The sequence below is a fragment of the Acinetobacter sp. 102 genome, assembly GCF_037028485.1.
GTDB classification, from domain to species: Bacteria; Pseudomonadota; Gammaproteobacteria; order Pseudomonadales; family Moraxellaceae; genus Acinetobacter; species Acinetobacter higginsii.
In genome coordinates, this window is record NZ_JAZEZK010000011.1 from 156,209 (window position 1) to 179,537 (window position 23,329).

The following is a 23,329-nucleotide window of genomic DNA, read 5'->3' on the forward strand; positions in this document are numbered from 1 at the left end:
AAAAACGCGATGCGCGACTGTAGTGTAAGCTCGACAAGAATTTTTTAGCAATCATGCTTTTGCACTATATCACAAATCTTTACCGAGCATTGACGCAAGCCAAACAATCATTCAATTCTGATTCAAATTTGACCTTTTGGAAAATAGGCATCAAAACGGCAGGCATCACCGAGCCATTGATGATCAGGGGCTTGATCTGCCAGATAAACTGCGTGACGTGGACGCTTCACAATAACACGTTTGGCAATCTGTTGAGCCAAATGCAGTAGCTGATCACCTAAATCCATCTCGCCATCTTCAGGCAACAACATATGCAACAATTGCATTTGTTTTTTGACTTGTGCCTGTTTTTTGACTGCTTGTTGATTCTGATCACGCTGTGGGAACATTGGATCTAAATACACCACATCCACCTGCTCGCCTTGCTGACCTAATTGCTGTAAATAGGTATTGGAATCTGCATAAATTAGCTCAATTCGCTGCATAGAGCTTTGCAAAAATGGATCTTGCTCAGCGTTGGCTTTGCTATATTCCAATAGCATAAACAGAATCGGATGGCGCTCAACTAAACGAACATTCGCCCCCAGATGGGCCATCAATAAACTGTCATGCCCTAAACCTGCGGTGGCATCAATTAAGGTTGGCTTTTCACCCAACTGACAGGCTCTGGCAATCATTTCTGATTTCAGGCTGGCTCTTTTCAGACGAGGAATTTCAGCACGCCAATCAGGCTGCATTTTCATGCCATTGGCAGCGAGACTGAGCCCATCCTCATCCAAAATCAATGCCATGTCAGGATTCAAACGTAAAAAACGTGCATTAATTTTTTCAACCACCTGCCCGTTGAGCTGCACATTTAGTTCAGCCAAACGAGTTTGCAGTTGTTGAAACGGTTGTTCATATTCCGCTGGATACCAACATCGCATTTGCATTACCAATGCACCCAACCTGTCCACCATGTTGCAAGAATAAACAAGCCAAAGATAATGCGATAGTACGCAAATGCGGTGAAGTCATGTTTAGAGACATAGCGAATCAAAGCGCGAATCACCACCAAAGCCGAAACAAAGGCAACAATGATTCCTACGCCTAGCACAGCCATATCATTGCTATGCAACTCATGACGCATCTTGTACATATCTAGTAAGCCTGCACCCATCAGCACTGGAATCCCTAAAAAGAAGGAAAACTCTGCCGCAGCTTTACGTGATACGCCTAAGAATAATGAGCCAATAATGGTCGAGCCTGAACGAGACGTTCCTGGAATCAAAGCCAGACACTGAATCAAACCAATTAAAGTCGCTTGTTTAAAACTCAGATCATCCACTTCTTGAGTGACGATCTGATGTGGACGGCGTTCCGCCCATAAAATAATAAAACCACCGACAATCAAGGCGATCGCAACGGTAATCGCATTAAATAAATAAGCTTTAACCACATCGCCGAAGGTCAAACCAATAATCACAATTGGAATTGAGGCAATGATCAGATTCAGGCTTAAACGGCGGCCTTGCTCTTGCCCTGTTAATGCACCAATCAGTGCACCCCACAATTTACCCCAATATTCATAGATCACGGCCGCAATTGCACCAATCTGTACAGCCACCGCAAACATATCCCTTTTTTCAACAGTCCAGAAATCCAACAGCTGACCTGTTAAAATCAAATGTCCTGTACTTGAAATCGGTAGAAATTCGGTAATCCCTTCCACCAACCCCATAATTGCTGCTTTAAATAGCAATAAAAGATCCATAATTAACCTTAGTTCGCTTTACCTTGTTCGGGAATTTTTTTCCAAGCATCATCACGTAAATACACAGGCAGCGCATATTCAGCATCGACCCATTTTTGTTGTGCCGCATACACGCGTGCAATCGTTGCAATGTCCTGCGCCGTTGCCTTAATGTTGACATTTGACGTGTGCTGATTGGAAGCCGTTTCTGAGTCTATGTCAGTTGGCTTAATTAATTCTGAACCCGAACCGATCGCTGTAAATTGACAATACGCTGTGGCCTGCTCATAACTTAACAATTTCTCATCATCAATGGCCTGCATCATGCCCTGCTCATCTAGACTAAAATTGGCAATATAGACTTCTTGCATACGCGCATCGAGAACAGCTGTCACCTGCTCTAAACCATTGAGACGATAAGCCGCCTGCGCCAAAGCCTGTAAACTTGAAACAGGAATAACAGGTAAATCTTGCGACCACGCTAAGGCCTGTGCTACCGCCGCATTGATGCGTACACCACTGAATGATCCTGGACCACGACTAAATGCGATCGCAGTTAAGTCAGCCAATTGCGTATCCGTTTGCAACAGGGCTTGTTCCGTTAAAGGTAAAATGGTTTGAGTTTGTGCCTTGGTTCGCTCATCCAATTGAAAATAGAGTTCTTGAGTATCATCAATTAATGAAACAGAACACTGCTCATTTGCAGTTTCCAATGCAAGCAACTTCATGCAAAAACCTTAGAGAAAAAGAGATAAAAAACGTCGAGTATCATACTCCACTCAAACGCGATAGGCGAGTTATTGTCTTTTTATCACCATAAAAAAGCCAAGCATAAACTTGGCTGATTACACTGAAATGATTAAAACTGGAACGGCGCTAAATCTAAGAAATTTTTATAATGTTCGGCATAATGCAAGGCACTTAAACGCAATCGGGCAGCGCCCTGCTCATCCAGCGTTTTCACTACTTTACCCGGTGATCCCATCACGACTGAATTATCAGGAATCACTTTCCCTTCAGGAATCAGTGCATTGGCTCCAATAATACAATTCTTGCCAATCACTGCATTGTTAAGGATTACAGCATTCATGCCAATTAAGGAATTATCACCAATCGTACAACCGTGCAGCATCACCTTATGCCCAATCGTGACATATTCCCCCACATTCAATTCGATGCCTGCATCAGTATGTAATACTGCATTTTCCTGAATATTGGAAAAATTGCCAATTCTTATCACACAATTATCGGCACGAACCACAGCGCCAAACCAAATACTCACCTGACGACCCAATTCTGCTTGACCAATTACTGTTGCTGTTGGAGCAACCCAGCCATCCCAAGGTTCATGTAACGCTTTTGGGCTCAATCCCTGATAGGTATACATCATGATTAATAACTCTTAAAAAAATTAGAATTTAGATAACCCAAAATGAGGTGGATTCACCAAGAACGGCCAATTTTTTTGATAACCTAAACCATACTGAAATAAGGAAATTAACATGCGAGCCGTAAGTCCCCACACAATTTCACTTTCCACCTGCATACTTGGAAAATACAGCGATTGCCTAGCCAAACGGACTTCATAAGGCAAAGGTGGAGCATCCATCAACTCTTGTAATGGTGCAAAGAAAATTCGATCAATTTCTGTAGGTTGAGCGATTAAATCGACCTGAGCAGGGATTAATCCCACAATGGGTTTAACCGAGAGACCACTGCGTGCACGCTGAATCGGTAAATCACCCAGAAGTTTAACATCAAATGGATTTAGGGCTGTTTCTTCCTGTGCCTCACGTAAGGCAACCACGATATTACTGGTATCGCTTGGATCACGTTTTCCACCGGGAAAAGACACCTCTCCCGCATGTTGAGACAACTGCATAGAACGGCGGGTCAGTAAGACTTTCGGTTGAATTTCTTGGGTAATTGCAATCAAAACCGCAGCATCCGCCTGCTGGATTCGTTTGGAAAAACGCAACCGTTGTTGTAAAAGTTGTATTAACGATGGTTCTTCCATATGACTCATCTCTTTTTCTCTTTTTCCTTATTCAGCATCATAGCCGAAATTTTAACTGCAATCATAGATCATGATGCCAAGTCATCAAAATTCAGTTATGCTGAGCTATCTCTACGGTTGATGATAATTATGAGCTTTTGCGTTGCGTGTGGACATCAAACTGAAGCAAAAATTCCACTCGGTGATCATAAAACACGACTTGTCTGCACTCATTGTGGCAACATTCACTACGAAAACCCCAAAGTGATTTGTGGTGCATTGGCCCTATGGGATGACAAGGTGCTGTTATGTCGCCGCGCAATTGAGCCACGCTATGGTCTGTGGACCTTACCTGCTGGTTATATGGAGCTCTTTGAAACCATGGAGCAAGGTGCGGCACGTGAAACCCGTGAGGAAGCCGAGGCCGAAGTAGAAATCGAACAGCTGTATTGTATGTACAATATTCCACGTATTGGCCAAATCTATGTCCTATTCAAAGCGCATTTAAAACAAGGCTTATTTGGTGCGGGTGAAGAAAGTATCGAATGCCGTTTGTTTGAAGAACATGAAATTCCTTGGACCGAATTGGCTTTTCCGAGTGTAGAACAAACACTTCGACATTATTTTGCGGATCGTAAAATAGGGACTTTTCCAACCCATTTAGAAACGCTAGGAACACGACTCGACCATACGGGTTAAAATAAAAAAAGACCGCCATTGCGGTCTTTTTTATTGATATATACTAAGATTTCACTTTAATTGCATTACATGCTGGTATTCTTTGGTCTGCAATACGGATACTTGCAGTTCCTTGATAACCTTTTGCAAAAGCACGCTCTTGAGCCGTTGGTTCAACCAACTTGCTCTTATCTGTTCCTTCTTTATCGTAAGCATTGATATAAGCGGTCAGATATAAAGCAGAATTATTCAACCAAGAAACCGTATTATTTGAGAAGTTGGTTAAGTTAATTCCTGTGGCTTGGCCATTTAATAAGTTATGCACATTAATTTTCGCACCACTAATATTATTTTGACCATTTAAGGAGGTAAAGTTCAAACCGAGTAATACACCTTCGATAGCACCAAATTTTGGATTTGCTAAAATCATACGCACGGTAATTGATTTATCATTCGCCGAATAAAGTGCCCCACCTGTCGTACCCACTCGATATTGTGTTACACCATACTCATCAATAAATGTACCATCAGCTTGTGGTTCTGCTTTAGCACAGCTCCCTGACATATCTGTTGCGGTTGCATCCTTTTTAATATCAGTGCGAATATCACCGTGTTCATCAATCACGATCCCTAAATCAACTGATGGAAGGGTGGTCTCTTGAAATTTAAAAGTCAGAGTTGCATATAATGGGAATGCATAACGCTGTCCCGATCTAACATTCTCTTCTGTAGTAAAGACATCTTTTGGTAAATAACTAGCTGGGTTGACCTTAAATACATCCGTCACCCCTTTATAGTTTACACCAGCAAGGCTCTGCTGCCATAAACCCAAATCTTTTGCATTGTTAAATGGATCCGTCGATTTTAATTTCATCAACTGTCGATAGACAGCCTCAGTACTGGCGATGTTGGTTCCATTAATCAACTTACCCTGTGTCATTAACACATCTTCGCTTGCATTATTGTTTAATGTAAAACGTAGTGGCTGATTCGAGTTAATCTCTTGATTAACCAAGTTAAACCATTCTTTTTGGGCATTGACTTGTAGCTTTTCTGGTTTCGTTGTTCCTAGCAATACAATAGGCGGAGATACGACACCATTGGTAATAATCGGGCTTCCTCGCCACTGTTGACCAAAACCAATCGTATAACCCTGACGATCTGTTAATAATTCAAACCGCCCCATCGAGTGCCGTAAACTAGCCCCTTTATCTTCACCGATATTGAGACAGTCCTTATAAAGTTCTCTATTACATCCAAAGAGGCCATCAGGAAATATACCACTGCCCTCGTTAGGAACTGCCACAACTGTACCATTGCTACCGGCTTTAAAAAGAGGGAGTTCAGCATACAATACCCCCACATTACTTAGATTCAGTAATTGTGTGACAACGGCAAAAGCCTGCTCATCATTGATTTTGCTTACATCCAACCATGGCTTTAAAATTTCAGCATATGCGCCACTACTTAGTTCGGTCACACCAATATCACGACTGATAGCAGCAAGCGCATTTTTCTTTTCCGTGCTGAACTCAATTGGTTGTACATCACCAATGACATTCATATCATTTGCAACACTCTGGCTCTGAAAAATTTTAGCCAAAGCCATGGCAACTCTGATCGTATCATCACTGACACTTAAGCTAGCAGGTGTCTGTCCCGTTAAGCCTGTCGCTAAATCAAGAATTCTGATTCGCGCAGGTACTGCTGCTACTTTCGTTTTTGTAATGTTATCTAATTGAACTGTACCTAAACTAATTTTTCTTGGACTTTCAGCACCTTGAAGATAAAAAGTTACAGTATCACCTAACTTACACGCACCTGTAACGATATTACCGTCTAGTTTTGTAGCAAAGTGATTGACCTTATCACTGCTACAATCAAAATTTAAACCCGCTACTGGGTAATCTAGAACAAACTGTAAACAATCCGTCGCAGTAATATCACAACTGGTATTTGAAGTTACCCCTGTTACACCTTTATTGGGGTCTTCATTGATTTTGGCACTTTCACCACCGCAACCATGTAAAAAAATAGCCAACGTTGAAAGTGCAAATGGCAATAATATTTTTTTGTTCATCATTGGTTAATCCTATCCATGATTACTGTAAAACAGAAATTTTTATCTGTCCTTGATTAGAAAGTTCTTGTTCAGAAACATCGACCGCCGATGCTAGTGGCGTCATCATCATGTAATGCGCACCTACTGGTACTTTTATCACACCTTGGATACCCGAATGTTGTAACACTGTCGCAGCAGTTTTACTATTTTTAAATCCACTTACACCCTCTTCAATACACCCTTTTTCGTCCAAAAATACAACTAAAGGCCAGTAATAAACAGGTTTTTCATTATTGGAAGAATATGAATCAATTTGCATATACTGAATAGAAGAGTCTAGTTTCACTAGCTCATATTCAAATTTTTCCTTAAGAGGCTTTCTTGGCCATAATCCGATATCTTTTTTAAGTGTCAGAGTTTTGATTGATTTTTTATAACTCTCTAAAAAACAACGATCATTTTCAAAAGCTAATTTTAGATCATCACTCGATAAACGAATATAAGTGCCAGATAACGCAATTGGAGCTGTTGATTGCTGTGATCGATTTAGAATTTTATCTAGAACTGACCGACTTACTCCTTTTTTCCGTTCTATCGTTTCAGTACGCCCAGTGCCATCAGGTATCGTATAAAAGCGTTTTTTTCCATCCAAATTAAATTCTTGATTTTCTAAATATTCATTATTGACATAATCCACACCATCAACCTTATTAAATCCAACTATTGAGGTAGTTTCATTTGAAGAATTAGAAACACTTTTAGTTAATGGTGTTTTTTCAACTGTTGGCTTCTCTATTGTCAAAGGGTTGGAAGAAACTTGAGTCTCACTTAATTTTTTAGTTGGTACTGAAGATTCTTTTCCAGATTCATTATTGACTATCTTCGTCGTTTTAGATGAATCGACTGCTCGTTCAATAACTTTGGGCTCTGGGACTTTTGACTCAATTAAAATCTTTTCAGCTGTATTTTGTTGGCTTTGTTTGGTTTCAAATGATTTAGGGGTTTCTACCGCCCTTTTCTGTTCAAGTGGTACAATTCCTGTTTCTACTGGATTGATCTTAGTAATCGTTGGTTGTGATGCTTTTTCAGCATGAGGTTCCTGTTGCTGCTTACGAGGCTCTGCTTCTTTTTTTCCAATTTTCATAGGCACAACCATTGGACGACCATCTGGACCAATAATCGTATAGAAACCATCCGCATAAACAGTCGAAACACTTGATACCATTAAAAGTAATAATGAAATAGCAAGTGCCGATTGCTGAGTCCTTTTCTTTTGCATTACCATCTTGTTCTGTAGTTAATCCCGAGTAAAGTGACTTTTGTATTTGTTTTGACGTTCAAACCTGCATAAGGGTTTAATAACAGGTTATTCACCCCTGTTTGGTTTGAAAGACTACTGGTATTTGCAGGAATATCGTCACGGCTACGTAAAAAGCCAAGTGATAAATCTAAATCTGTGTCCTGATCAAAACGATAACCGATCCCTAAACCGAACAATTGTGCATTGTTAATCGGCACCATGGTATTCCGTTTATCATCAGGAATTGAACTAGTACGAGGCTCATAGCCCATACGTAATTTCAAGCGATCTGTTGCAGAATACTCAAAGCCAATCCCCCAACGCCAAGAAGACTGAAACTTTAATGGTAAAGATAATGATCGATCGGTTACATCGTTAGATAAAAGCTTAGCAACTTTTAACAAAGAAATTTGGCGATCAAACTCAAATCTAAACTTGTCCCAAGCAGAGAAATCCGTCCAACCTAAATCAAAGTTCATTTGCAAATCAGGGAAGATTTTATATTTAATCCCAGCTTTAAAATGCTGTGGATATTTAAAATCCATTGCTAACAACCCAGATTCTATTGGGGGTGCATAACTTGGAAATCCTAAAATTGCTGCAAGAATCTGACCTGTTGCAGATGAGTTCAACCCAGCAATTAATTGTTGTGGCGCTTCCGCAACATTAATTAAATATTTACCTTTTAACCGCATCTTCGCCTCACTTTGGTACACCATCCCAAAGCTAAAGTCATCCGTAGGTTCCCACAATAAACCCAAGTTATAGCTTGGACTTAAAGACTGTTCTAGTGAAACATCCAGAGATCCGACCTTACTAAAAGGATCCATTCCTTCTTTGGCATTACAAATACCAAAAAGCAGGAGGTCAGTAATAATGTCTCCATTTTGTTTAAATGGTCCACAAACGACTTCATCGACCATACGTAATACCCCAATCAGCTCATTTGGGAAACGTAAATCCGTTTTCATCGCAATGGCTTGATAGGACATCCCAATTGAAGCACCGAGATATAAATTATCATTGACCTGATAACCAAATGAAGGCGATAAATAGGTAATTCGCTCTAGAGCAACCTGCTGCCCCATATAGTTACTTGGATTACCATCTTCTGCACCAAAACCAGCTACAAGTGGTGCATAAATTGCTGTTGCGTAAGTTACTTTTGAGCCAGGTGGTTTATAAGAAATACCAGCAGTGGGCGCAACTAATGGGGAGTTCGGTCCTAAATCTACAATTTTCTTTAAAACAGGCACATAAATACTGGCATATTCAACATCACCACTTACCGTTCCTTTAAAGTCAGTACAAATATTCGAGTCAACTTCAGGCCCATCATTACAAACAATCGGATCATCCGAATAGCCAAAAACATTGTAGCCAGCAGGCGCAGCATAATCTCGTTTAATAGCAAAGTTCGCTAGAATCCCTTGCACATCAGTTTGTAAACCGTCTAGTTTAGCAAGTGCTGCAGGGTTGAAGTGAACTGCACTAATTCCAGGGGGATCCGCGGTAACTGCATTCCCTAATGATAAAGAACGCAAATCTACAGATAGGTCTTGTCCGAGTTGTGCATGGGTAGCACTCGATAGCCCAGCAAAAAAAATCGCTATCGTTAATGGACATAATTTAAGGTGTTTCACCATTATTACATCTCCTTAACGAGCTTTTTTACCAAAACCTATGATATCAAGCGGGAAAGATAAGCCTAGTGATACATCTGGTGCATCTTCCGTTAAACCGATCCCGACAGTACCATTCACAATTGTTTCAGGTGATACACGTACCCCTAAAGCAAATGACAACATAGCACTACTCTGGTCAGCAGATTTATAACTTTCATCATTCTCGAAATAGAATTTCGCCCCAGTATTAAAACTTTGTTGATATGACATGGTCAATGACACGTCATAGTTAAATGAATAGGCAAAACCAAAAGAGAATCCACCGCTGAGACCTGGATCAAAACTTTCTAAAACGCGGCTTCCGCGCAATTGATTGAGTCCAGACTCTTTTAGACCATAACTAGTTGAAACTGATGCAAACAATACGACAGGGTCAATATATTTACGTGTACTTGCTCCAGCACCAACTGAATAATAACCTTTACCTGTTGATAGCTCATCGACCCCTACTTCATATGGGCTATCACCTGTTTTAGTTGATAAGCTACCAAATAGGACCAATGGCAAACGGCCCTGTTTTAACGGAAAAGGTTCCCAACGCGCACCAAAATTAATATCACCTAAACCTGCAGCTGTTTGGTCTTTCAATAACTCTTTTTTCGCCACAAAAGGTAACGAAGCAGATAACGTCAAATTGTCTAATAAACCGTATTGAACCGTAAACGTATTGGTTAAGGTATGGTTAGCATCTTCTTCAACACGTAATCTAGATAATGAGCTATTACTATCATTCAAGGCCAAGTCAAGGCGGCTATCACGATAATAGGTATAGTCCAAATCATAATAAGATGAAAAAATGCCTTTCTTAATTAATGAATACTGGCGCTCATTGGACGTGAATACTTCTTGTAAATTAGTTTCCTGTGTTGCATCAGTTTCTTTTTTTTGTAAAGCACTTGCAGCTTGGTCTGCTTGATTCCCCTCAGCGACCGCACTGGTATCTACAACAGGATTTGCTGGACTTTCAGCTACTGTATTCACTGGTACTTCAGCTACTGATGCCTGATCTGTTCCAGATGCTACAGGCTCAACAGGTGATGCTTGTTCTGCTGCGTAAAGTGTTGATGTGATTGCACTTAAACTTAAGGCCAACACACTCATATTCATCCATGTACGATTCATTTTACTTTGCATCCTATTACATTAATTTTACTGATTTTTCTAAATTTACTTCCGCTTGTAATATAAGCGCATATAAGTCGTTATCGGTTGGTTATACGTTTCTGAATTAGGATCTGCATCCAATACTCGACGCATTGTCGAAGCTTTGTCCGCAAGATGCTCAAATTTTTGCGTTGGAAATTGAATTTCAGCAAGGGCATACCGATTTACAGTTGCATCCTCAACATGACGCATATCCGCATCTTGCAATGCTAATAAGCTCTTTTGGTATTGTTGAGGAATATCAACAATAAATAATGTATTGTTATCCCATATTTCTTTGAAACGAGTTTCATCAAAGCTAATATTACCTAACGCAGGATCAGCGACATAAACTCGCCCATCTTTATATGCTTTATATACAACAAAATGCTTAAAGCCAGCATAAGTAATAGGAACAATCGCTGGTTGCTTTAACGAGATAAGATCTGAAAATTCCCCACGATAGCCTCCACTATTAATCCCTAAAGCGGAAACAAAACGTTTCATATCTAATAAAGAGAAACTACGACGCTCAATAATACGCTGATACTCACCATACTGGAGTAGACCGCTCATTGTTTGCTGTTCAGTTAAACGTAACCCCCCATAACCGTTTAATAACGTTGTTAAGGCAGCCGAACCACAACTATAATCATAAGCCTGACGAACGATCCCCCGAAACTGATCCTCTGTAGCAGGTTTAATCACTACTGCTTCACGGTGGTTGCGAGTAAAGGAAGGATAACGAGAATCCAAGGTTTCTGTATAATATACAGATCCTTCTGGTTTTTTTTCTATTTCAAAGGCTTGCGTTGTAAAGTAATACATCAATGCCGAGCCTAAAGCGATCTCTAACATAAGTCTCTTTTTCTAACAATGGCAGCACTTGCCTTATTCATCTTATTTTTAGTGTCTATGACACTACATCCCTGCAAGATGAAGATACCTTCTTTTATAAAAAAATACATCTTTTTTTTGGTTTTTTTTGACAGAATGTTATTTTTTTTATTATTACACCGACAATTTGACAAATCTTGCCTTTAAGCAAACATTTTTATAACAATTATTTATAATTTTAACTTTTTTACTTCTAAAAATAAAACCGAATAATTTACTTAAAGCCTATGAATAATAGGCATAAAATTACAACACATCAGCAGCATAATTTAAAACACTCAAACAACTCAGGATTATTACTTCCTTCTGCATTATTTACCTTATAGAAACTCTACTTAAAAACAAAAAAAGCGCAAAATGCGCTTTTTTTTGTTTGATAACTGATTAGTGACCAGAAATCGTAATTACTGCGCCAGAACCAGCTGTAGGACCAGTACCGTAAGTAGTTTTTAAACCTTGGATTTCTACATCACCGATTGAACCAGCAGTCGCACTACCTAAATGAACACCTTTAATGTAAATATCTGTACCGTTTGCTGGAGATTGACTTACAATTCTTAAGAACCCGTCATTAGCACCTGCAACACTTTCACCAACTACACTTACATTTGCCTTAACAGTCATGTCATTACTGCCATTATCAGCAACTTTAATGCTGTCTAAACGAATTTCACCCGCCAATGTACTTGCAACAGCTCCTGAAGTTTGCTGACCAATTGTTGATTTATCTTTAATACCTAGATTGGTAATTTCCAAACCACCAGCCATCGTCGTATTCAACATGATCATTGCGCCTTGAGGAGCAGCACCTAATTGGATATTCGCATCCATCGTACCTGTTTTTAATGTTAAACCAGATAAGATTTCATTTGCTGCGCCAGTAGTGCCACGTTGAATATTTGTTGTACCTTGAGTTCCAGAAGCAGCAACTTCGATTTTACCAAGACTAATATTCAAACCAGATACTTTAGCTGCAACATTAAGGAACGCACCGCCAGTTGCTGTAGTACCAGCATCCGTATCAATTTTCAAATCAGCCAAGTTATGAGAAGGCAACAATGCAGCCGTATTTGGTGTAACTGAAACGTTGTTTACAACAATTGCACCAGCAACACCTGTTCCACCAGAACCAATTGTACCTGCTGCGCCGCTGTTGTTCGCATAACCATCAGTATCATGAATTAATAATTTATCGATCGTAACAGAGCTAATACCAAGACCAATATTAATCCCATCTTGACCTGTTGCAGCGCTTAGTGCAGCATCATCCATTGACTGCATAGCCATTGCATTTGCGCTAATCGCCATTGAAGAAACTAAAGCTAGTTTAGTAAACATTTTCATTGAGCACTCTCCCAAGAGCATTTATTTTTTGACTTACACTACTCTAAACTGTCCACGGTCGTTTTATTCTTAAATGACAACTTGAACTTCCAATCCTTGAGTAGTTCGCTTAGCAATTACTAAATTACCTGTTTGTTATTTTATGTTCAACTCCTGTTAACTGCTTTTTATCCACAAACCGACAAACGGCATATAAAACAATCGACAATAATTTTTTTAAAAAATTGTGACAACAACATGTAATTATTCATGATTTTTATTATATTTTTTTGAACACCAAATCTAAACTTAAATCTGTTAACCATTTATCATCGTCAAAAATCAGATAAGAAGTGTTAACAAAAGTGCTTTATTCATTCTAATCTGATAAATACATCATTTATTTGATCTAAGCAATCTTCGAGCAAAAGCATCCGTTTTTTCATCAAACAGTAGGATAAACATCAGTTTGATATTTTTGGATGTAGTACAATTTCTCTCTTCAAATGTATAGCCAGTATTTCCGTTTTATGTCTTATTTTCAGCAAAAGCTTAACACGCAACTCACTTCTGCATTTGAGCTTCTGTCCCGACTGTTTGATTTGACTGGCTTAGTTTATTTGCATGACCAAGGTGCACCTGTTATTGCATTTTTACCCAAAGAGTTTCTAATTTTTCAGCAATCTAAGCTTCAACAATTTCAACAAATACAATTCAATCAATATCAAATCAAATCAGAAGTACGCTCTCTCCTCGACTTCTCTCAGTTTGATGGCACCTCCTCTTCTGATCATCCTGATGGATTTTATGGTGGATATATTGGCTTCTTTAGTTATGACTATAGTGCAGATCAATTTACAACAATTGATGCATGCCCACAGCCAAGTTTTTTCTTGGGTCAATACACCAGCTTTTTAAAGTTTCAGCAAGGTGAATGGTACTTTTATAGTGATGAAGCTCAGGCCGAAAGTATCTATCAACACATTTCCGATTTGATCAATACACCAAAACAACTCAATGCACTATCTTTAAATCAGCAATGCCACCCTCGTTGGACGAAACAGCAGTACTTCACTGCATTCAACCAAGTTCAGGAGTACATCAAAGCGGGTGATTGTTATCAAATTAACTTGACTCAAGAATTTACAGCGCATGTACAAGGTTCATTATTAAGCCGCGCCAATGATTTATGGGAACTCACCCAAGCACCTTATGCTGGTTATCTCAAAATCAATGATTTTGAATTGCTCAGTTGCTCTCCTGAACTGTTTATTGAATTCAAGCACAACCGAGAAATTAAAACACGTCCAATCAAAGGCACCATGCCACGTTTTAACGATCCACAACAAGATCAGATCTCAAAGGATAAACTCAGCCACTCTGAAAAAGATCAGGCTGAGAATGTCATGATTGTCGATTTGCTCCGCAATGACTTGAGTGTCTATGCTGAAACAGGCTCTGTTGAAACAACCAAATTATTTGAAATTGAAAGCTTTAATCAAGTCCATCATATGGTCAGCGAAATTACGGCAACTTTAAAAGCAGACATCAATCCAATGCAAATGCTACTGTCTGCCCTGCCTGGCGGTTCAATCACAGGTGCACCAAAGATTCGTGCTATGCAAATCATTGAAGAATTAGAAGGTGCACCGCGTGGCGCTTATTGTGGCAGCTTAGGTTATTTTAATTTCGATGGTACAGGTTGCTGGAATATCTTGATTCGTAGTATTCAAAAATATCAGGATCAATTATCGATGTGGGCGGGTGGCGGCATCACCATTGCCTCTGATGCAGAAGCAGAATATCAAGAATGCTTTGATAAAATTTCTGCCATGCTTGATTTACTCAATACATGGCAGACTTCTGAACAATAAGCGTCAATACAAATTTATAAAATTTGCGTTTTAAGCGTATCGACTAAACGCTGGTTTTGTTCATCTGTACCAATCGTGATACGCAAGAATTGATTAATACGCGGCTTATTGAAATAACGCACAATAATCCCCTGTTCACGCAATTGTTGAGACAACTGGGCAGCATCATGTTGCGGATGTGTGGCAAAGATAAAATTGGCTTTCGAAGGCAATACCTCAAAGCCTAAAGCTATGAGATCACTCACTAATTTTTCTCGACTCTCAATCACTTTGGCACATTGCGCTTCAAAATAAGCTTGATCTTCGAATGATGCCACGGCTGCTGCTATTGCAAAACGATCAATTGGATAGGAGTTAAAACTATTTTTTACGGCTTCAAGTCCCGCAATCAAATGTGCTTGTGCAATGGCAAAACCAACGCGTAAGCCTGCCAATGAACGTGACTTAGAGGTCGTTTGGCAAACCACTAAATTTTCATAGCGATTAACCAATTGCACTGCTGACTCAGCACCAAAATCAACATAGGCTTCATCAATTACGACCACGCGATCTGGATTTGCCTTGAGTACCTGCTCAATCTTATCTAAACCGAGCGCGATACTGGTTGGCGCATTTGGATTGGTGATGATAATACCGCCATTTTCCTGTTCATAATCCGATACATCTATTTCGAATTTTTCATTCAAAGGAATCTGTTTGGTTTGTGTTGCAAAAAACTGGCTATAAACAGGATAAAAACTATAGGTAATATCTGGATAGAGAATCGGTTGTTTCTGGATAAAAAAAGCTTTGAAGATATGTGCCAATACTTCATCCGACCCATTACCGACAAAGACTTGTGCCACATCAACATGCTGCTGCTTGGCAATCGCCTGTTTTAACACCGTCGCGTCTGGGTCAGGGTATAGACGTAAGGCATCAGCATGATCTGCTAAAACAGCTTGCACTGCTTCTACCACTTTTGGTGATGGCGGATATGGGTTTTCATTGGTATTGAGTTTGAGTAAGTTTTGAATTTTAGGCTGCTCACCGGGTACATACGGCTCTAATTCACGAACCTCGGGGCTCCAAAAACGCATTTGTTCTGCTGTAAACGTCATTATTCTACTCTCATGTATCCTAAAAAAGGGGCTAACCAGCCCCTATCAATCTTTGAATCGGTTATTGGTAACGATAACGGGCTGAGCGCGCATGGGCATCAAGATTTTCTTGCACTGCCAGAACATCGGCTGCTTTTGCCAAGCTTTTCACCCCCTCTTCAGAGCACATAATTAAGCTAGAGCGTTTCTGAAAATCATAAACACCGAGCGGTGAAGAAAAACGTGCCGTACCCGATGTCGGCAAGACATGGTTTGGACCAGCACAATAATCACCAATGGCTTCTGGGGTATAACGTCCCATAAAGATTGCACCCGCATGACGAATCTCCTGACTCATCAATTCAGCATCATCAAGACAAAGTTCTAAATGCTCAGGTGCGACCTGATTAATCAATTCAACTGCTTCTGCACGATCTTTTACCAACACCAATGCACCACGATTTTGAATCGAAGTTTTGGCAATTTCTGCTTTTGGTAATTCAGTTAAATGCTTTTCAATCGCGGCTTCAACTGCATTTAACAGCGTTTCATCTGGAGTAATGAAAATCGCTTGTGCAACCGTATCGTGCTCAGCTTGAGACAATACGTCCATGGCTAACCATTCAGCATTATTTTCACCTTCGGCATAGACCAAAATTTCCGAAGGCCCTGCAATCATATCGATACCAACTTGACCAAAGACCGCACGTTTTGCGGCTGCTACAAATCGATTGCCTGGTCCGGTAATTTTGTCTACTGCTGGAATGGTTTGTGTTCCATAAGCCAATGCTGCAACGGCCTGTGCACCACCAATGGTAAACACTCGGCTCACCCCAGCTAAATAGGCAGCTGCTAATACCAATGGATTCAACTCACCATTTGGTGCCGGAACCACCATAATAATTTCAGGAACCCCTGCAACATGTGCAGGCAAAGCATTCATAAGTACCGATGATGGATAAGAGGCTAATCCGCCAGGCACATAAATCCCTACACGATCCAAAGGTGTGACTTTTTGACCTAAGGTATTACCCAACTCATCGATATAGGTCCAACCTTCCTGCTTTTGTGCTTGATGGAACGAACGAATGCGTTTTGCAGCAAGCTCTAATGCTTCACGGATTTCAACACTTAAACCATCAAATGCGGTTTTGAGCTGTGCTTGAGTCAGTTCTAAATCAGAGAATTGATGCGCTGGATGTCGATCGAACTGTTGCGTTAATTTAAGCACATGATCATCACCATGCTGACGTACATCAGCAATAATTTGATCTACAGTTTGAATTAATTGAGGATCATTAACCGTTTCAAATGCTAAAAGTTCAGCAAATGTCTGTTTAAAATTTTGATCCTGAGTCGATAAACGTCGCATCAATTTACCCACAAGGCGAATAAGAGAGCACTAAGTTTACTCTTTTTCAGTGTGCTTGTGGGCACAATATAGGCTAAAAAAATCAATCAGAAAGAGAAGGTTCTTCGATCAATCCACAATCTCTACTTTTATCTTTTTAATCAAAACATTTAGCTATCAAAAACAAAAGTTAAATTTTTTTTATTCCATTTGTCACAAAACAAAAGGCTGAGTCGTCAAATGAATACCTACGTTGATTTTAATCAGGAACACTATAATGACGACACTCAATATTCATCCTAAAAAACACTTACCAGAGTCAATTCATCACCTCTATCAAGTCCATCAAAATATTCTTGATTCAGCTTTGATAGATCGCTCGCTTTATCATCTTGTTCTATTACGCGCCTCACAAATCAATGGCTGTGCTTTTTGTGTGAAGATGCATATTGCTGAAGCTTTGGCAGATGGTGAAATACAATCACGTTTGGACCGTTTGGTTGTATGGCGACATTGCAATGATTATACGGATCAGGAAAAAGCTGCCTTTGCTTGGGTTGAAGCACTCACGACTTTACACCCGCTCACTGATTATGAGCCGTTACGTATAACACTATTAAAATATTTCAGTGAGCCACAAATTTCAGCTTTAACTTTACTGATTGGCATGATTAATTTGTGGAATCGAATTGCAATTTCACAGCATTAACATCCATGAAAGCATCAGGCATGATTAGCCAACAAGATTTAACTATTTTTGAGACAAGCCGAACATTCCTGTTCGGTCTTGCTTATCGACTATTAGGGACAACAAGTGATGCTGAAGACGTCTTACAGGATATTTTTATAAAATGGCAACAGCAACCTAAGCAAGATATTCTCAATCCTCAAGCTTGGCTGACCTCTGTATGCACACGCCATTGCATTGATCTACTCCGTGCTCACCACAGGTCTAGAACTGAATATACGGGAACATGGTTACCTGAACCCTATCATCATACAGAAACATTCTCGGTCGAATCCGACTATACCCTCTCCACAGCTTTCCTTTTGATTCTTGAAAAACTTTCAGTTAAAGAGCGTGCGGCATATTTACTACATGACATCTTTAATCTTGACTATGTTGAAATTTCGGAAATCCTTCGGGAACAACAAAGTAATTGTCGACAATTGGTGGCCCGCAGCAGAAAACGTATTGCAGATGAACCGAATGTTCTCTCGAATCATCCGACTCAGCAGCAAATCAACTTACTCAATGCCTTCAAGGTCGCCATTCATTCACATGACCTGAATCAACTCACACAGTTACTTAGTGACGATATCCAATTTGCAGCGGATGGCGGTGGTAAAGTCTCAGCTATTCGACAGCCTTTCATTGGCCAACCACCTATATTACGTTTCTTTGAACGCTTGCTTTTTCAAGCGTGGACAGAGCTCTCTTGGGAAATGGGCCATATCAATGGCAGTGTCGGTTTTAAACTCTATGACTCAGACCATTGTTGTGTCATGGTACTTACTTTTGCTTTCAATGATCAGCAACAACTGCAAAGCATTTATTCTTTACGTAATCCAGATAAACTCAAATAAAAAGGCCAACCGAAGCTGACCTTTTTATTCAATTCAATCTAAAACTTAGTTTTGACGTGCTTTAATGGCTTGTTCGAGTTGCGTCAAAATCGGATTTAACACCGCTTGCTTACGCTTAAAGCTTGCCTTATTGACGATTAAGCGTGAAGAAACTTTGCAAATTTCTTCTAATGGCTCTAAGCCATTAGCACGTAAAGTATTACCTGTATCGACCACGTCGACAATGTAATCACCCAAGCCAACCAAAGGTGCAAGTTCCATTGATCCGTATAGCTTAATGACATCCACCTGCTCACCAAGGCTTGCATAGTATTGACGAGTCAAATTGACGTATTTAGTCGCGATCTTTAAACGGCCTTTTGGTCGTTCCATGCCGACTTTACCCGCCGTCATCAACTTACAATTGGCAATTTTTAGGTCAAGCAACTCATAAACATGTTGCGCACCATGTTCCATCAATACATCTTTACCCGCTACACCAAAGTCTGCTGCACCATTCTCAACATAAGTCGGAACATCAGACGCCCGTAGAATCAAAATACGAACTTTTTTGTGCGTAGTTGGAAAAATCAATTTGCGTGATTTATCTGGATCTTCAAGTAAATTAATACCCGCCTTTTCAAGCAACGGTAATGTTTCCTTTAAGATACGACCTTTACTGAGTGCTAAAGTTAAACCATGATCAAAATTGCCCATTACGTCAAAATTTGGATCATCGTTTCTTAAGTCATTCATCCTTTTACTCGCTTAATCTGAGCACCTAAACTTTGCAATTTTTCTTCTACATGTTCGTAGCCACGATCGATATGGTAGATACGATCAACCAGTGTTTCACCTTCAGCAACCAAAGCAGCTAAAACAAGTGAGAATGAAGCACGTAGATCGGTTGCCATTACAGGTGCAGCCTGAAGTGTTTCCACACCTGTTACCACCGCATCATGTCCCTCCACTTGGATATTCGCACCCATACGTGAAAGCTCTGGTACATGCATAAAACGGTTTTCGAAAATGGTTTCAGAAATCGTTGCAAAACCACGACCAATCACATTGACAGCCATAATTTGTGCTTGCATGTCTGTTGGAAATTCTGGATGTGGCAGTGTTCTAAAGCTCACAGCTTTAGGACGTTTGCCCTGCATATCCAACTCAATCCAATCATCACCACGCGTGACTTCCGCACCCATTTCTTCGAACTTATCCAATACTGCTTCTAATAATGAAGGATCAGTATGGGTAGTCTTCACTCGTCCACCAGTAATGGCAGCGGCAGCTAAATATGAACCTGTTTCAATACGGTCTGCAACTACGGCATATTCACAACCATGCAAACTTTCAACACCCGTAACAACTAAAGTATCTGTATCTAAACCTTCAATTTTAGCGCCCATCTTAATCAACATTTGCGCAAGATCGGTGATTTCTGGTTCACGAGCAGCATTACGAATCGTGGTCACACCTTCAGCAAGTGCAGCAGCCATCAAGATATTCTCGGTACCACCAACGGTCACCATATCAAAAACAACTTCACCGCCTTTCAAACGACCATCAACTGAAGCATGGACATAGCCATTTTCAACTTCAATCTGCGCACCTAAAGCTTCTAAAGCTTTTAAGTGTTGATCGACTGGACGTGAGCCAATCGCACAGCCGCCTGGTAATGATACTTTTGCATTACCATAGCGTGCTAACAAAGGACCGAGCACCAAAATAGATGCACGCATGGTGCGTACAAGTTCATATGGTGCAAACTGGTTATCTAATGTTGATGCGTCAGCACAAACCGTTTCACCTTCATAGCTCATGGTCACACCAAGACCAGCAATCAACTTAACCAATGTGTTTACATCTTTTAGATTAGGTACATTGGTTAGCTTAATCGGAGAGTCAGCAAGGATCATTGCTGCAAGTAAAGGTAAAGCAGCATTTTTAGCACCAGAAATGCGTACTTCACCTTCGAGCTTAACACCGCCCGTAATTAAAAATTTATCCATTAATATTTAAGCTCCGAAAAGGCTTGCTTTGCGCCATTCGTCTTTTGTCATTGCGCGAATCGTAACAGCGTGAACTGCGCCACTCGCAATATAAGAATTTAGAGGTGCATAAACGGCTTGTTGACGAGCAACGGTACGCTTACCTTCAAACTGATCATCCACAATACGAAGGTCAAATTTCCCAGCTTGACCGCTCACTGCTACTTCTGCTTCAGGGAAAGCTTCTTTTAAAATTTGCGTGAGCTGCTCACTATTCATTACAAGGCCTCTTATACAACCATTGGTGTAAAACCAGCTATTTTACTATAACTTTTTCACATAATTCAGTAAGCAGTTTCTTTTTTTATCAATAAAAAAAGAGGCTTCACAAAAAGCCTCTTATACAAAATAAAAAATTAACTCAAAAGTGCCAGTTCATGCTGATACGAACATTGAATTTTTCGATGTTTTGCTAGCTGGCGTTTTAATTTGTCTGTCAGTTTTCGAATTGAAGTATACATATCATCGGCTGTCGCCTGTGCAAACAGTTCTACCCCCGGCAAACGTATAATCGCTTCAGCGATATGATTTGCACTACCTTTGTGTGAACGTTTGTCAATTTGATGATCTTTAGCCAGCTTGATTTGCATACTATTGACCTGATCTAGATGCTTGGTCATTTGACTAAACTTTTCTTTTATATTTTCTTCAATGGCTGGTGTAATGGTTAAATGGTGCCCACGAATCGTTATTTGCATAATTCTATCCCTCACCTTTTTCTCAGGATACAAGAAAATCGCTTCAGCAAATTTAATGCACATTATCAGTGGTTCAATATCCATTAAATCATTTCAGCGATTCCTCTAGTGATCATTAAAAAAATTCATTATTCCGTAATAATGAACCCCTAGAATAGTCACACCTTGAAATTTAGATCAAGACTTTTCTTTCAGAAGATGAGGCAATATGTAACGATTCACGATATTTTGCTACCGTGCGTCGAGCCACCTCAATCCCTTCATTCTTCAACATTTCAGCAATTGCATTATCCGACAAAGGCTTACGTGGATTCTCGCTTGAAACGAGTTTTTTAATCATGGCTCGAATTGCCGTCGATGAAGCCTCACCACCTGTTGTTGTTCCAACATGACTAGAAAAGAAGTATTTCAATTCAAATAAACCACGTGGTGTCAGCATATATTTATTGGTTGTCACACGAGATACGGTCGACTCATGTAATTCAACCTCTTCTGCCACATCACGAAGTACTAAAGGCTTCATCGCTTCTGGGCCTTGCTCCAAAAAAGCTCTCTGATGCTCAACAATGCAGGTTGCTACTTTCAACAATGTCTTATGACGCTCATCGATACTCTTGATAAAATTCTTCGCTTCCAGCATTTGATTGCGCAAATAGACATTATCATCACTTTGATCAGCTCTACGAATCATGCCTGAATAAAAAGAATTAATGCGTAACTTAGGCAATACATCAGGGTTAAGCTGAACTTGCCAATGTTGATCTTTCTTCGACACGACTACATCAGGGACTTGGTATTCAGATTCTTGTTGATTGAACTCTAACCCAGGATAAGGCTTCAAAGTCTTTAACAAATCAACGGCACTTTTTAATTGCTCTTTAGATAACCCTGTTTGCTTTAACAACTTATTCAAATCATTCGAAATCAATAACTCATAATATTTCAATAAATTTCTAGCTTCCGCTAGATAAGGAACTTTTTCATTAAAAGTTTCAAGTTGGATTTTCAAGCATTCTGCTAAATTTCTGGAACCGACACCAATAGGATCAAGACGTTGAATATGTTTTAAAACAACAATAATTTCATCTTGCTCAACTTCTTCCTCACTCTCCATTTCCTGTAAAAGACGGGAAACAGCAAGTAAAATGTCATCCAACTCTGCGTCGAGGAATCCTTTATCATCAAGGGAGTCTACGATGCAATATGCAATCAATTTATCTACCGTTGAAAAATGCAAGAGATTGACTTGATCTAAAATATGCTCTTTGAGGCTTAAATGTACCTGACGATTGTCTTCTCTTTCTTCATATTCTGGTGAGGCCAACGCTGTAGATTGATGGGTATAAATATCATCCCATTCAGTATCAACGGGTAAATCATTTGGAAGATGATCCGCATTCAGTTCAGTGGTTAAGTCTCCATTCTCTTTTTCTTCTAGTGAAGAAAGACTTTCCATGGTCCCCATGTCTTCTATTTTTTCAAGTAATGGATTACTGTCTAACTGGATTTGAATTTCTTGTTCAAGTTCTAAACTGGATAACTGTAAAAGACGTATGGCCTGCTGCAATTGAGGAGTTAACGATAAGCTGTTCGCAACTTTCAATCCAACAGATAATTTCATAGTCTTTCCTTTTATTAAAATAAGCAAAAAACATGCCTATAAAAATATTTATAACATAAAGCAATGTTTCCGCATACAAGGAAAAAGCTTTTCAACTGACTAATCTGTTCAAAAAACTAGCACATGTACAATCTTTTATAAAAAACAATCTAAAATTGTCAGAAAGGACTTTTCTTTACACCTTCTATAAAAGCCCTAGCTCAGATTTTACGACTGATTCCCTCCACTACCTATTTTCGTCCGCCCAATAAAAAACACCCCCAACGGTTGGTT

Annotated in this window: 22 protein-coding genes; 4 read left to right on the plus strand and 18 right to left on the minus strand. The window is 39.8% G+C overall.

What is annotated here, in order from left to right:
- Positions 1-122: 122 nt before the first annotated feature.
- From WA352_RS12960 to WA352_RS12980, 5 genes are all read right to left on the minus strand, one after another.
- Entirely contained in the window at positions 123-932 is an 810-nt protein-coding gene (locus WA352_RS12960; RefSeq protein WP_033133461.1) for a class I SAM-dependent methyltransferase, read from the minus strand.
- A complete protein-coding gene (locus tag WA352_RS12965) occupies positions 932-1,753 on the minus strand; it encodes an undecaprenyl-diphosphate phosphatase (protein WP_004655558.1) in 822 nt (273 codons plus the stop codon). Before WA352_RS12965 ends, WA352_RS12960 begins: the two co-directional genes overlap by 1 nt.
- A gap of 8 nt (positions 1,754-1,761) precedes the next feature.
- Complete coding sequence (gene tsaB / locus WA352_RS12970) at positions 1,762-2,460, minus strand: tRNA (adenosine(37)-N6)-threonylcarbamoyltransferase complex dimerization subunit type 1 TsaB (RefSeq protein WP_336142856.1); 699 nt, start codon at positions 2,458-2,460, stop codon at positions 1,762-1,764.
- Positions 2,461-2,591: 131 nt separating this feature from the next.
- Positions 2,592-3,119, minus strand: coding sequence for a gamma carbonic anhydrase family protein (locus WA352_RS12975; RefSeq protein ID WP_162180581.1), 528 nt, complete (start codon positions 3,117-3,119; stop codon positions 2,592-2,594).
- 24 nt (positions 3,120-3,143) lie between these two features.
- Complete coding sequence (locus WA352_RS12980; RefSeq protein WP_162180579.1) at positions 3,144-3,758, minus strand: CoA pyrophosphatase; 615 nt, start codon at positions 3,756-3,758, stop codon at positions 3,144-3,146.
- 120 nt (positions 3,759-3,878) lie between these two features.
- On the opposite strand from WA352_RS12980, the gene WA352_RS12985 reads away from it, so the two are divergent.
- Positions 3,879-4,427 (plus strand): NUDIX hydrolase, encoded by a 549-nt coding sequence (locus WA352_RS12985; RefSeq protein WP_033133506.1) that lies wholly within the window; start codon positions 3,879-3,881, stop codon positions 4,425-4,427.
- Between the two features lie 43 nt (positions 4,428-4,470).
- On the opposite strand, the gene filF is transcribed toward WA352_RS12985, so the two are convergent.
- From filF to filA, 6 genes are all read right to left on the minus strand, one after another.
- Positions 4,471-6,489, minus strand: coding sequence for a putative pilus system protein FilF (gene filF, locus WA352_RS12990; protein ID WP_033133459.1), 2,019 nt, complete (start codon positions 6,487-6,489; stop codon positions 4,471-4,473).
- A gap of 19 nt (positions 6,490-6,508) precedes the next feature.
- Positions 6,509-7,747: a putative pilus assembly protein FilE gene (gene filE / locus WA352_RS12995; protein WP_033133458.1), complete on the minus strand. Its 1,239-nt coding sequence runs from the start codon at positions 7,745-7,747 to the stop codon at positions 6,509-6,511.
- Entirely contained in the window at positions 7,747-9,411 is a 1,665-nt protein-coding gene (gene filD / locus WA352_RS13000) for a putative pilus system OmpP1/FadL family transporter FilD (protein ID WP_171066456.1), read from the minus strand. Before filD ends, filE begins: the two co-directional genes overlap by 1 nt.
- 15 nt (positions 9,412-9,426) lie before the next feature.
- Complete coding sequence (gene filC, locus WA352_RS13005; RefSeq protein WP_033133457.1) at positions 9,427-10,575, minus strand: putative pilus system protein FilC; 1,149 nt, start codon at positions 10,573-10,575, stop codon at positions 9,427-9,429.
- Positions 10,576-10,620: 45 nt separating this feature from the next.
- Entirely contained in the window at positions 10,621-11,454 is an 834-nt protein-coding gene (gene filB, locus WA352_RS13010; protein ID WP_004804539.1) for a putative pilus system C39 family peptidase FilB, read from the minus strand.
- A gap of 423 nt (positions 11,455-11,877) precedes the next feature.
- Positions 11,878-12,837, minus strand: a complete 960-nt coding sequence (gene filA, locus WA352_RS13015; RefSeq protein ID WP_033133456.1) for a putative pilus system protein FilA — start codon at positions 12,835-12,837, stop codon at positions 11,878-11,880.
- Between the two features lie 509 nt (positions 12,838-13,346).
- On the opposite strand from filA, the gene WA352_RS13020 reads away from it, so the two are divergent.
- Positions 13,347-14,690, plus strand: a complete 1,344-nt coding sequence (locus WA352_RS13020) for an anthranilate synthase component I family protein (RefSeq protein ID WP_033133505.1) — start codon at positions 13,347-13,349, stop codon at positions 14,688-14,690.
- A 14-nt stretch (positions 14,691-14,704) separates the two neighbouring features.
- On the opposite strand, the gene hisC is transcribed toward WA352_RS13020, so the two are convergent.
- Positions 14,705-15,790 (minus strand): histidinol-phosphate transaminase, encoded by a 1,086-nt coding sequence (hisC, locus tag WA352_RS13025; protein WP_033133455.1) that lies wholly within the window; start codon positions 15,788-15,790, stop codon positions 14,705-14,707.
- A 61-nt stretch (positions 15,791-15,851) separates the two neighbouring features.
- Positions 15,852-17,141: a histidinol dehydrogenase gene (hisD, locus tag WA352_RS13030; protein WP_033133454.1), complete on the minus strand. Its 1,290-nt coding sequence runs from the start codon at positions 17,139-17,141 to the stop codon at positions 15,852-15,854.
- 256 nt (positions 17,142-17,397) lie between these two features.
- Between hisD and WA352_RS13035 the strand changes: the two genes are divergently transcribed.
- Entirely contained in the window at positions 17,398-17,829 is a 432-nt protein-coding gene (locus WA352_RS13035) for a carboxymuconolactone decarboxylase family protein (RefSeq protein WP_005191407.1), read from the plus strand.
- Positions 17,830-17,834: 5 nt separating this feature from the next.
- The gene (locus WA352_RS13040; RefSeq protein WP_033133453.1) at positions 17,835-18,707 is read left to right on the plus strand and encodes a sigma-70 family RNA polymerase sigma factor; all 873 of its coding nucleotides are present in this window, start codon (positions 17,835-17,837) and stop codon (positions 18,705-18,707) included.
- Between the two features lie 45 nt (positions 18,708-18,752).
- Here the strand turns inward: WA352_RS13040 and hisG are convergent, their stop codons facing one another.
- The 5 genes from hisG to WA352_RS13065 all read right to left on the minus strand — a co-directional run bounded on the left by hisG (position 18,753) and on the right by WA352_RS13065 (position 23,056).
- Positions 18,753-19,442: an ATP phosphoribosyltransferase gene (hisG, locus tag WA352_RS13045; RefSeq protein WP_005151374.1), complete on the minus strand. Its 690-nt coding sequence runs from the start codon at positions 19,440-19,442 to the stop codon at positions 18,753-18,755.
- Positions 19,439-20,698, minus strand: a complete 1,260-nt coding sequence (gene murA / locus WA352_RS13050; protein ID WP_004804524.1) for a UDP-N-acetylglucosamine 1-carboxyvinyltransferase — start codon at positions 20,696-20,698, stop codon at positions 19,439-19,441. The genes hisG and murA overlap by 4 nt, the downstream gene beginning before the upstream one ends.
- Positions 20,699-20,704: 6 nt before the next feature.
- Positions 20,705-20,956: a BolA family iron metabolism protein IbaG gene (ibaG, locus tag WA352_RS13055; RefSeq protein WP_005151378.1), complete on the minus strand. Its 252-nt coding sequence runs from the start codon at positions 20,954-20,956 to the stop codon at positions 20,705-20,707.
- A 137-nt stretch (positions 20,957-21,093) separates the two neighbouring features.
- Positions 21,094-21,435: a ribosome hibernation-promoting factor, HPF/YfiA family gene (hpf, locus tag WA352_RS13060; RefSeq protein ID WP_004655596.1), complete on the minus strand. Its 342-nt coding sequence runs from the start codon at positions 21,433-21,435 to the stop codon at positions 21,094-21,096.
- A 172-nt stretch (positions 21,436-21,607) separates the two neighbouring features.
- The gene (locus WA352_RS13065; protein ID WP_005205749.1) at positions 21,608-23,056 is read right to left on the minus strand and encodes an RNA polymerase factor sigma-54; all 1,449 of its coding nucleotides are present in this window, start codon (positions 23,054-23,056) and stop codon (positions 21,608-21,610) included.
- Positions 23,057-23,329 lie beyond the last annotated feature (273 nt).

Coding starts and splice junctions, on each gene's coding strand:
- filA (WP_033133456.1), bottom strand. CDS start 12,837: ATGAAAATGTTTACTAAACTAGCTTTAGTTTCTTCAATGGCGATTAGC.
- WA352_RS12965 (WP_004655558.1), bottom strand. CDS start 1,753: ATGGATCTTTTATTGCTATTTAAAGCAGCAATTATGGGGTTGGTGGAA.
- murA (WP_004804524.1), bottom strand. CDS start 20,698: ATGGATAAATTTTTAATTACGGGCGGTGTTAAGCTCGAAGGTGAAGTA.
- hisD (WP_033133454.1), bottom strand. CDS start 17,141: ATGCGACGTTTATCGACTCAGGATCAAAATTTTAAACAGACATTTGCT.
- WA352_RS12960 (WP_033133461.1), bottom strand. CDS start 932: ATGCAAATGCGATGTTGGTATCCAGCGGAATATGAACAACCGTTTCAA.
- WA352_RS13040 (WP_033133453.1), top strand. CDS start 17,835: ATGAAAGCATCAGGCATGATTAGCCAACAAGATTTAACTATTTTTGAG.
- WA352_RS12975 (WP_162180581.1), bottom strand. CDS start 3,119: ATGTATACCTATCAGGGATTGAGCCCAAAAGCGTTACATGAACCTTGG.
- filE (WP_033133458.1), bottom strand. CDS start 7,747: ATGCAAAAGAAAAGGACTCAGCAATCGGCACTTGCTATTTCATTATTA.
- tsaB (WP_336142856.1), bottom strand. CDS start 2,460: ATGAAGTTGCTTGCATTGGAAACTGCAAATGAGCAGTGTTCTGTTTCA.
- filC (WP_033133457.1), bottom strand. CDS start 10,575: ATGAATCGTACATGGATGAATATGAGTGTGTTGGCCTTAAGTTTAAGT.
- WA352_RS13065 (WP_005205749.1), bottom strand. CDS start 23,056: ATGAAATTATCTGTTGGATTGAAAGTTGCGAACAGCTTATCGTTAACT.
- ibaG (WP_005151378.1), bottom strand. CDS start 20,956: ATGAATAGTGAGCAGCTCACGCAAATTTTAAAAGAAGCTTTCCCTGAA.
- hisC (WP_033133455.1), bottom strand. CDS start 15,790: ATGACGTTTACAGCAGAACAAATGCGTTTTTGGAGCCCCGAGGTTCGT.
- filB (WP_004804539.1), bottom strand. CDS start 11,454: ATGTTAGAGATCGCTTTAGGCTCGGCATTGATGTATTACTTTACAACG.
- hpf (WP_004655596.1), bottom strand. CDS start 21,435: ATGCAAATAACGATTCGTGGGCACCATTTAACCATTACACCAGCCATT.
- WA352_RS12980 (WP_162180579.1), bottom strand. CDS start 3,758: ATGAGTCATATGGAAGAACCATCGTTAATACAACTTTTACAACAACGG.
- hisG (WP_005151374.1), bottom strand. CDS start 19,442: ATGAATGACTTAAGAAACGATGATCCAAATTTTGACGTAATGGGCAAT.
- WA352_RS13020 (WP_033133505.1), top strand. CDS start 13,347: ATGTCTTATTTTCAGCAAAAGCTTAACACGCAACTCACTTCTGCATTT.
- WA352_RS12985 (WP_033133506.1), top strand. CDS start 3,879: ATGAGCTTTTGCGTTGCGTGTGGACATCAAACTGAAGCAAAAATTCCA.
- WA352_RS13035 (WP_005191407.1), top strand. CDS start 17,398: ATGACGACACTCAATATTCATCCTAAAAAACACTTACCAGAGTCAATT.
- filF (WP_033133459.1), bottom strand. CDS start 6,489: ATGATGAACAAAAAAATATTATTGCCATTTGCACTTTCAACGTTGGCT.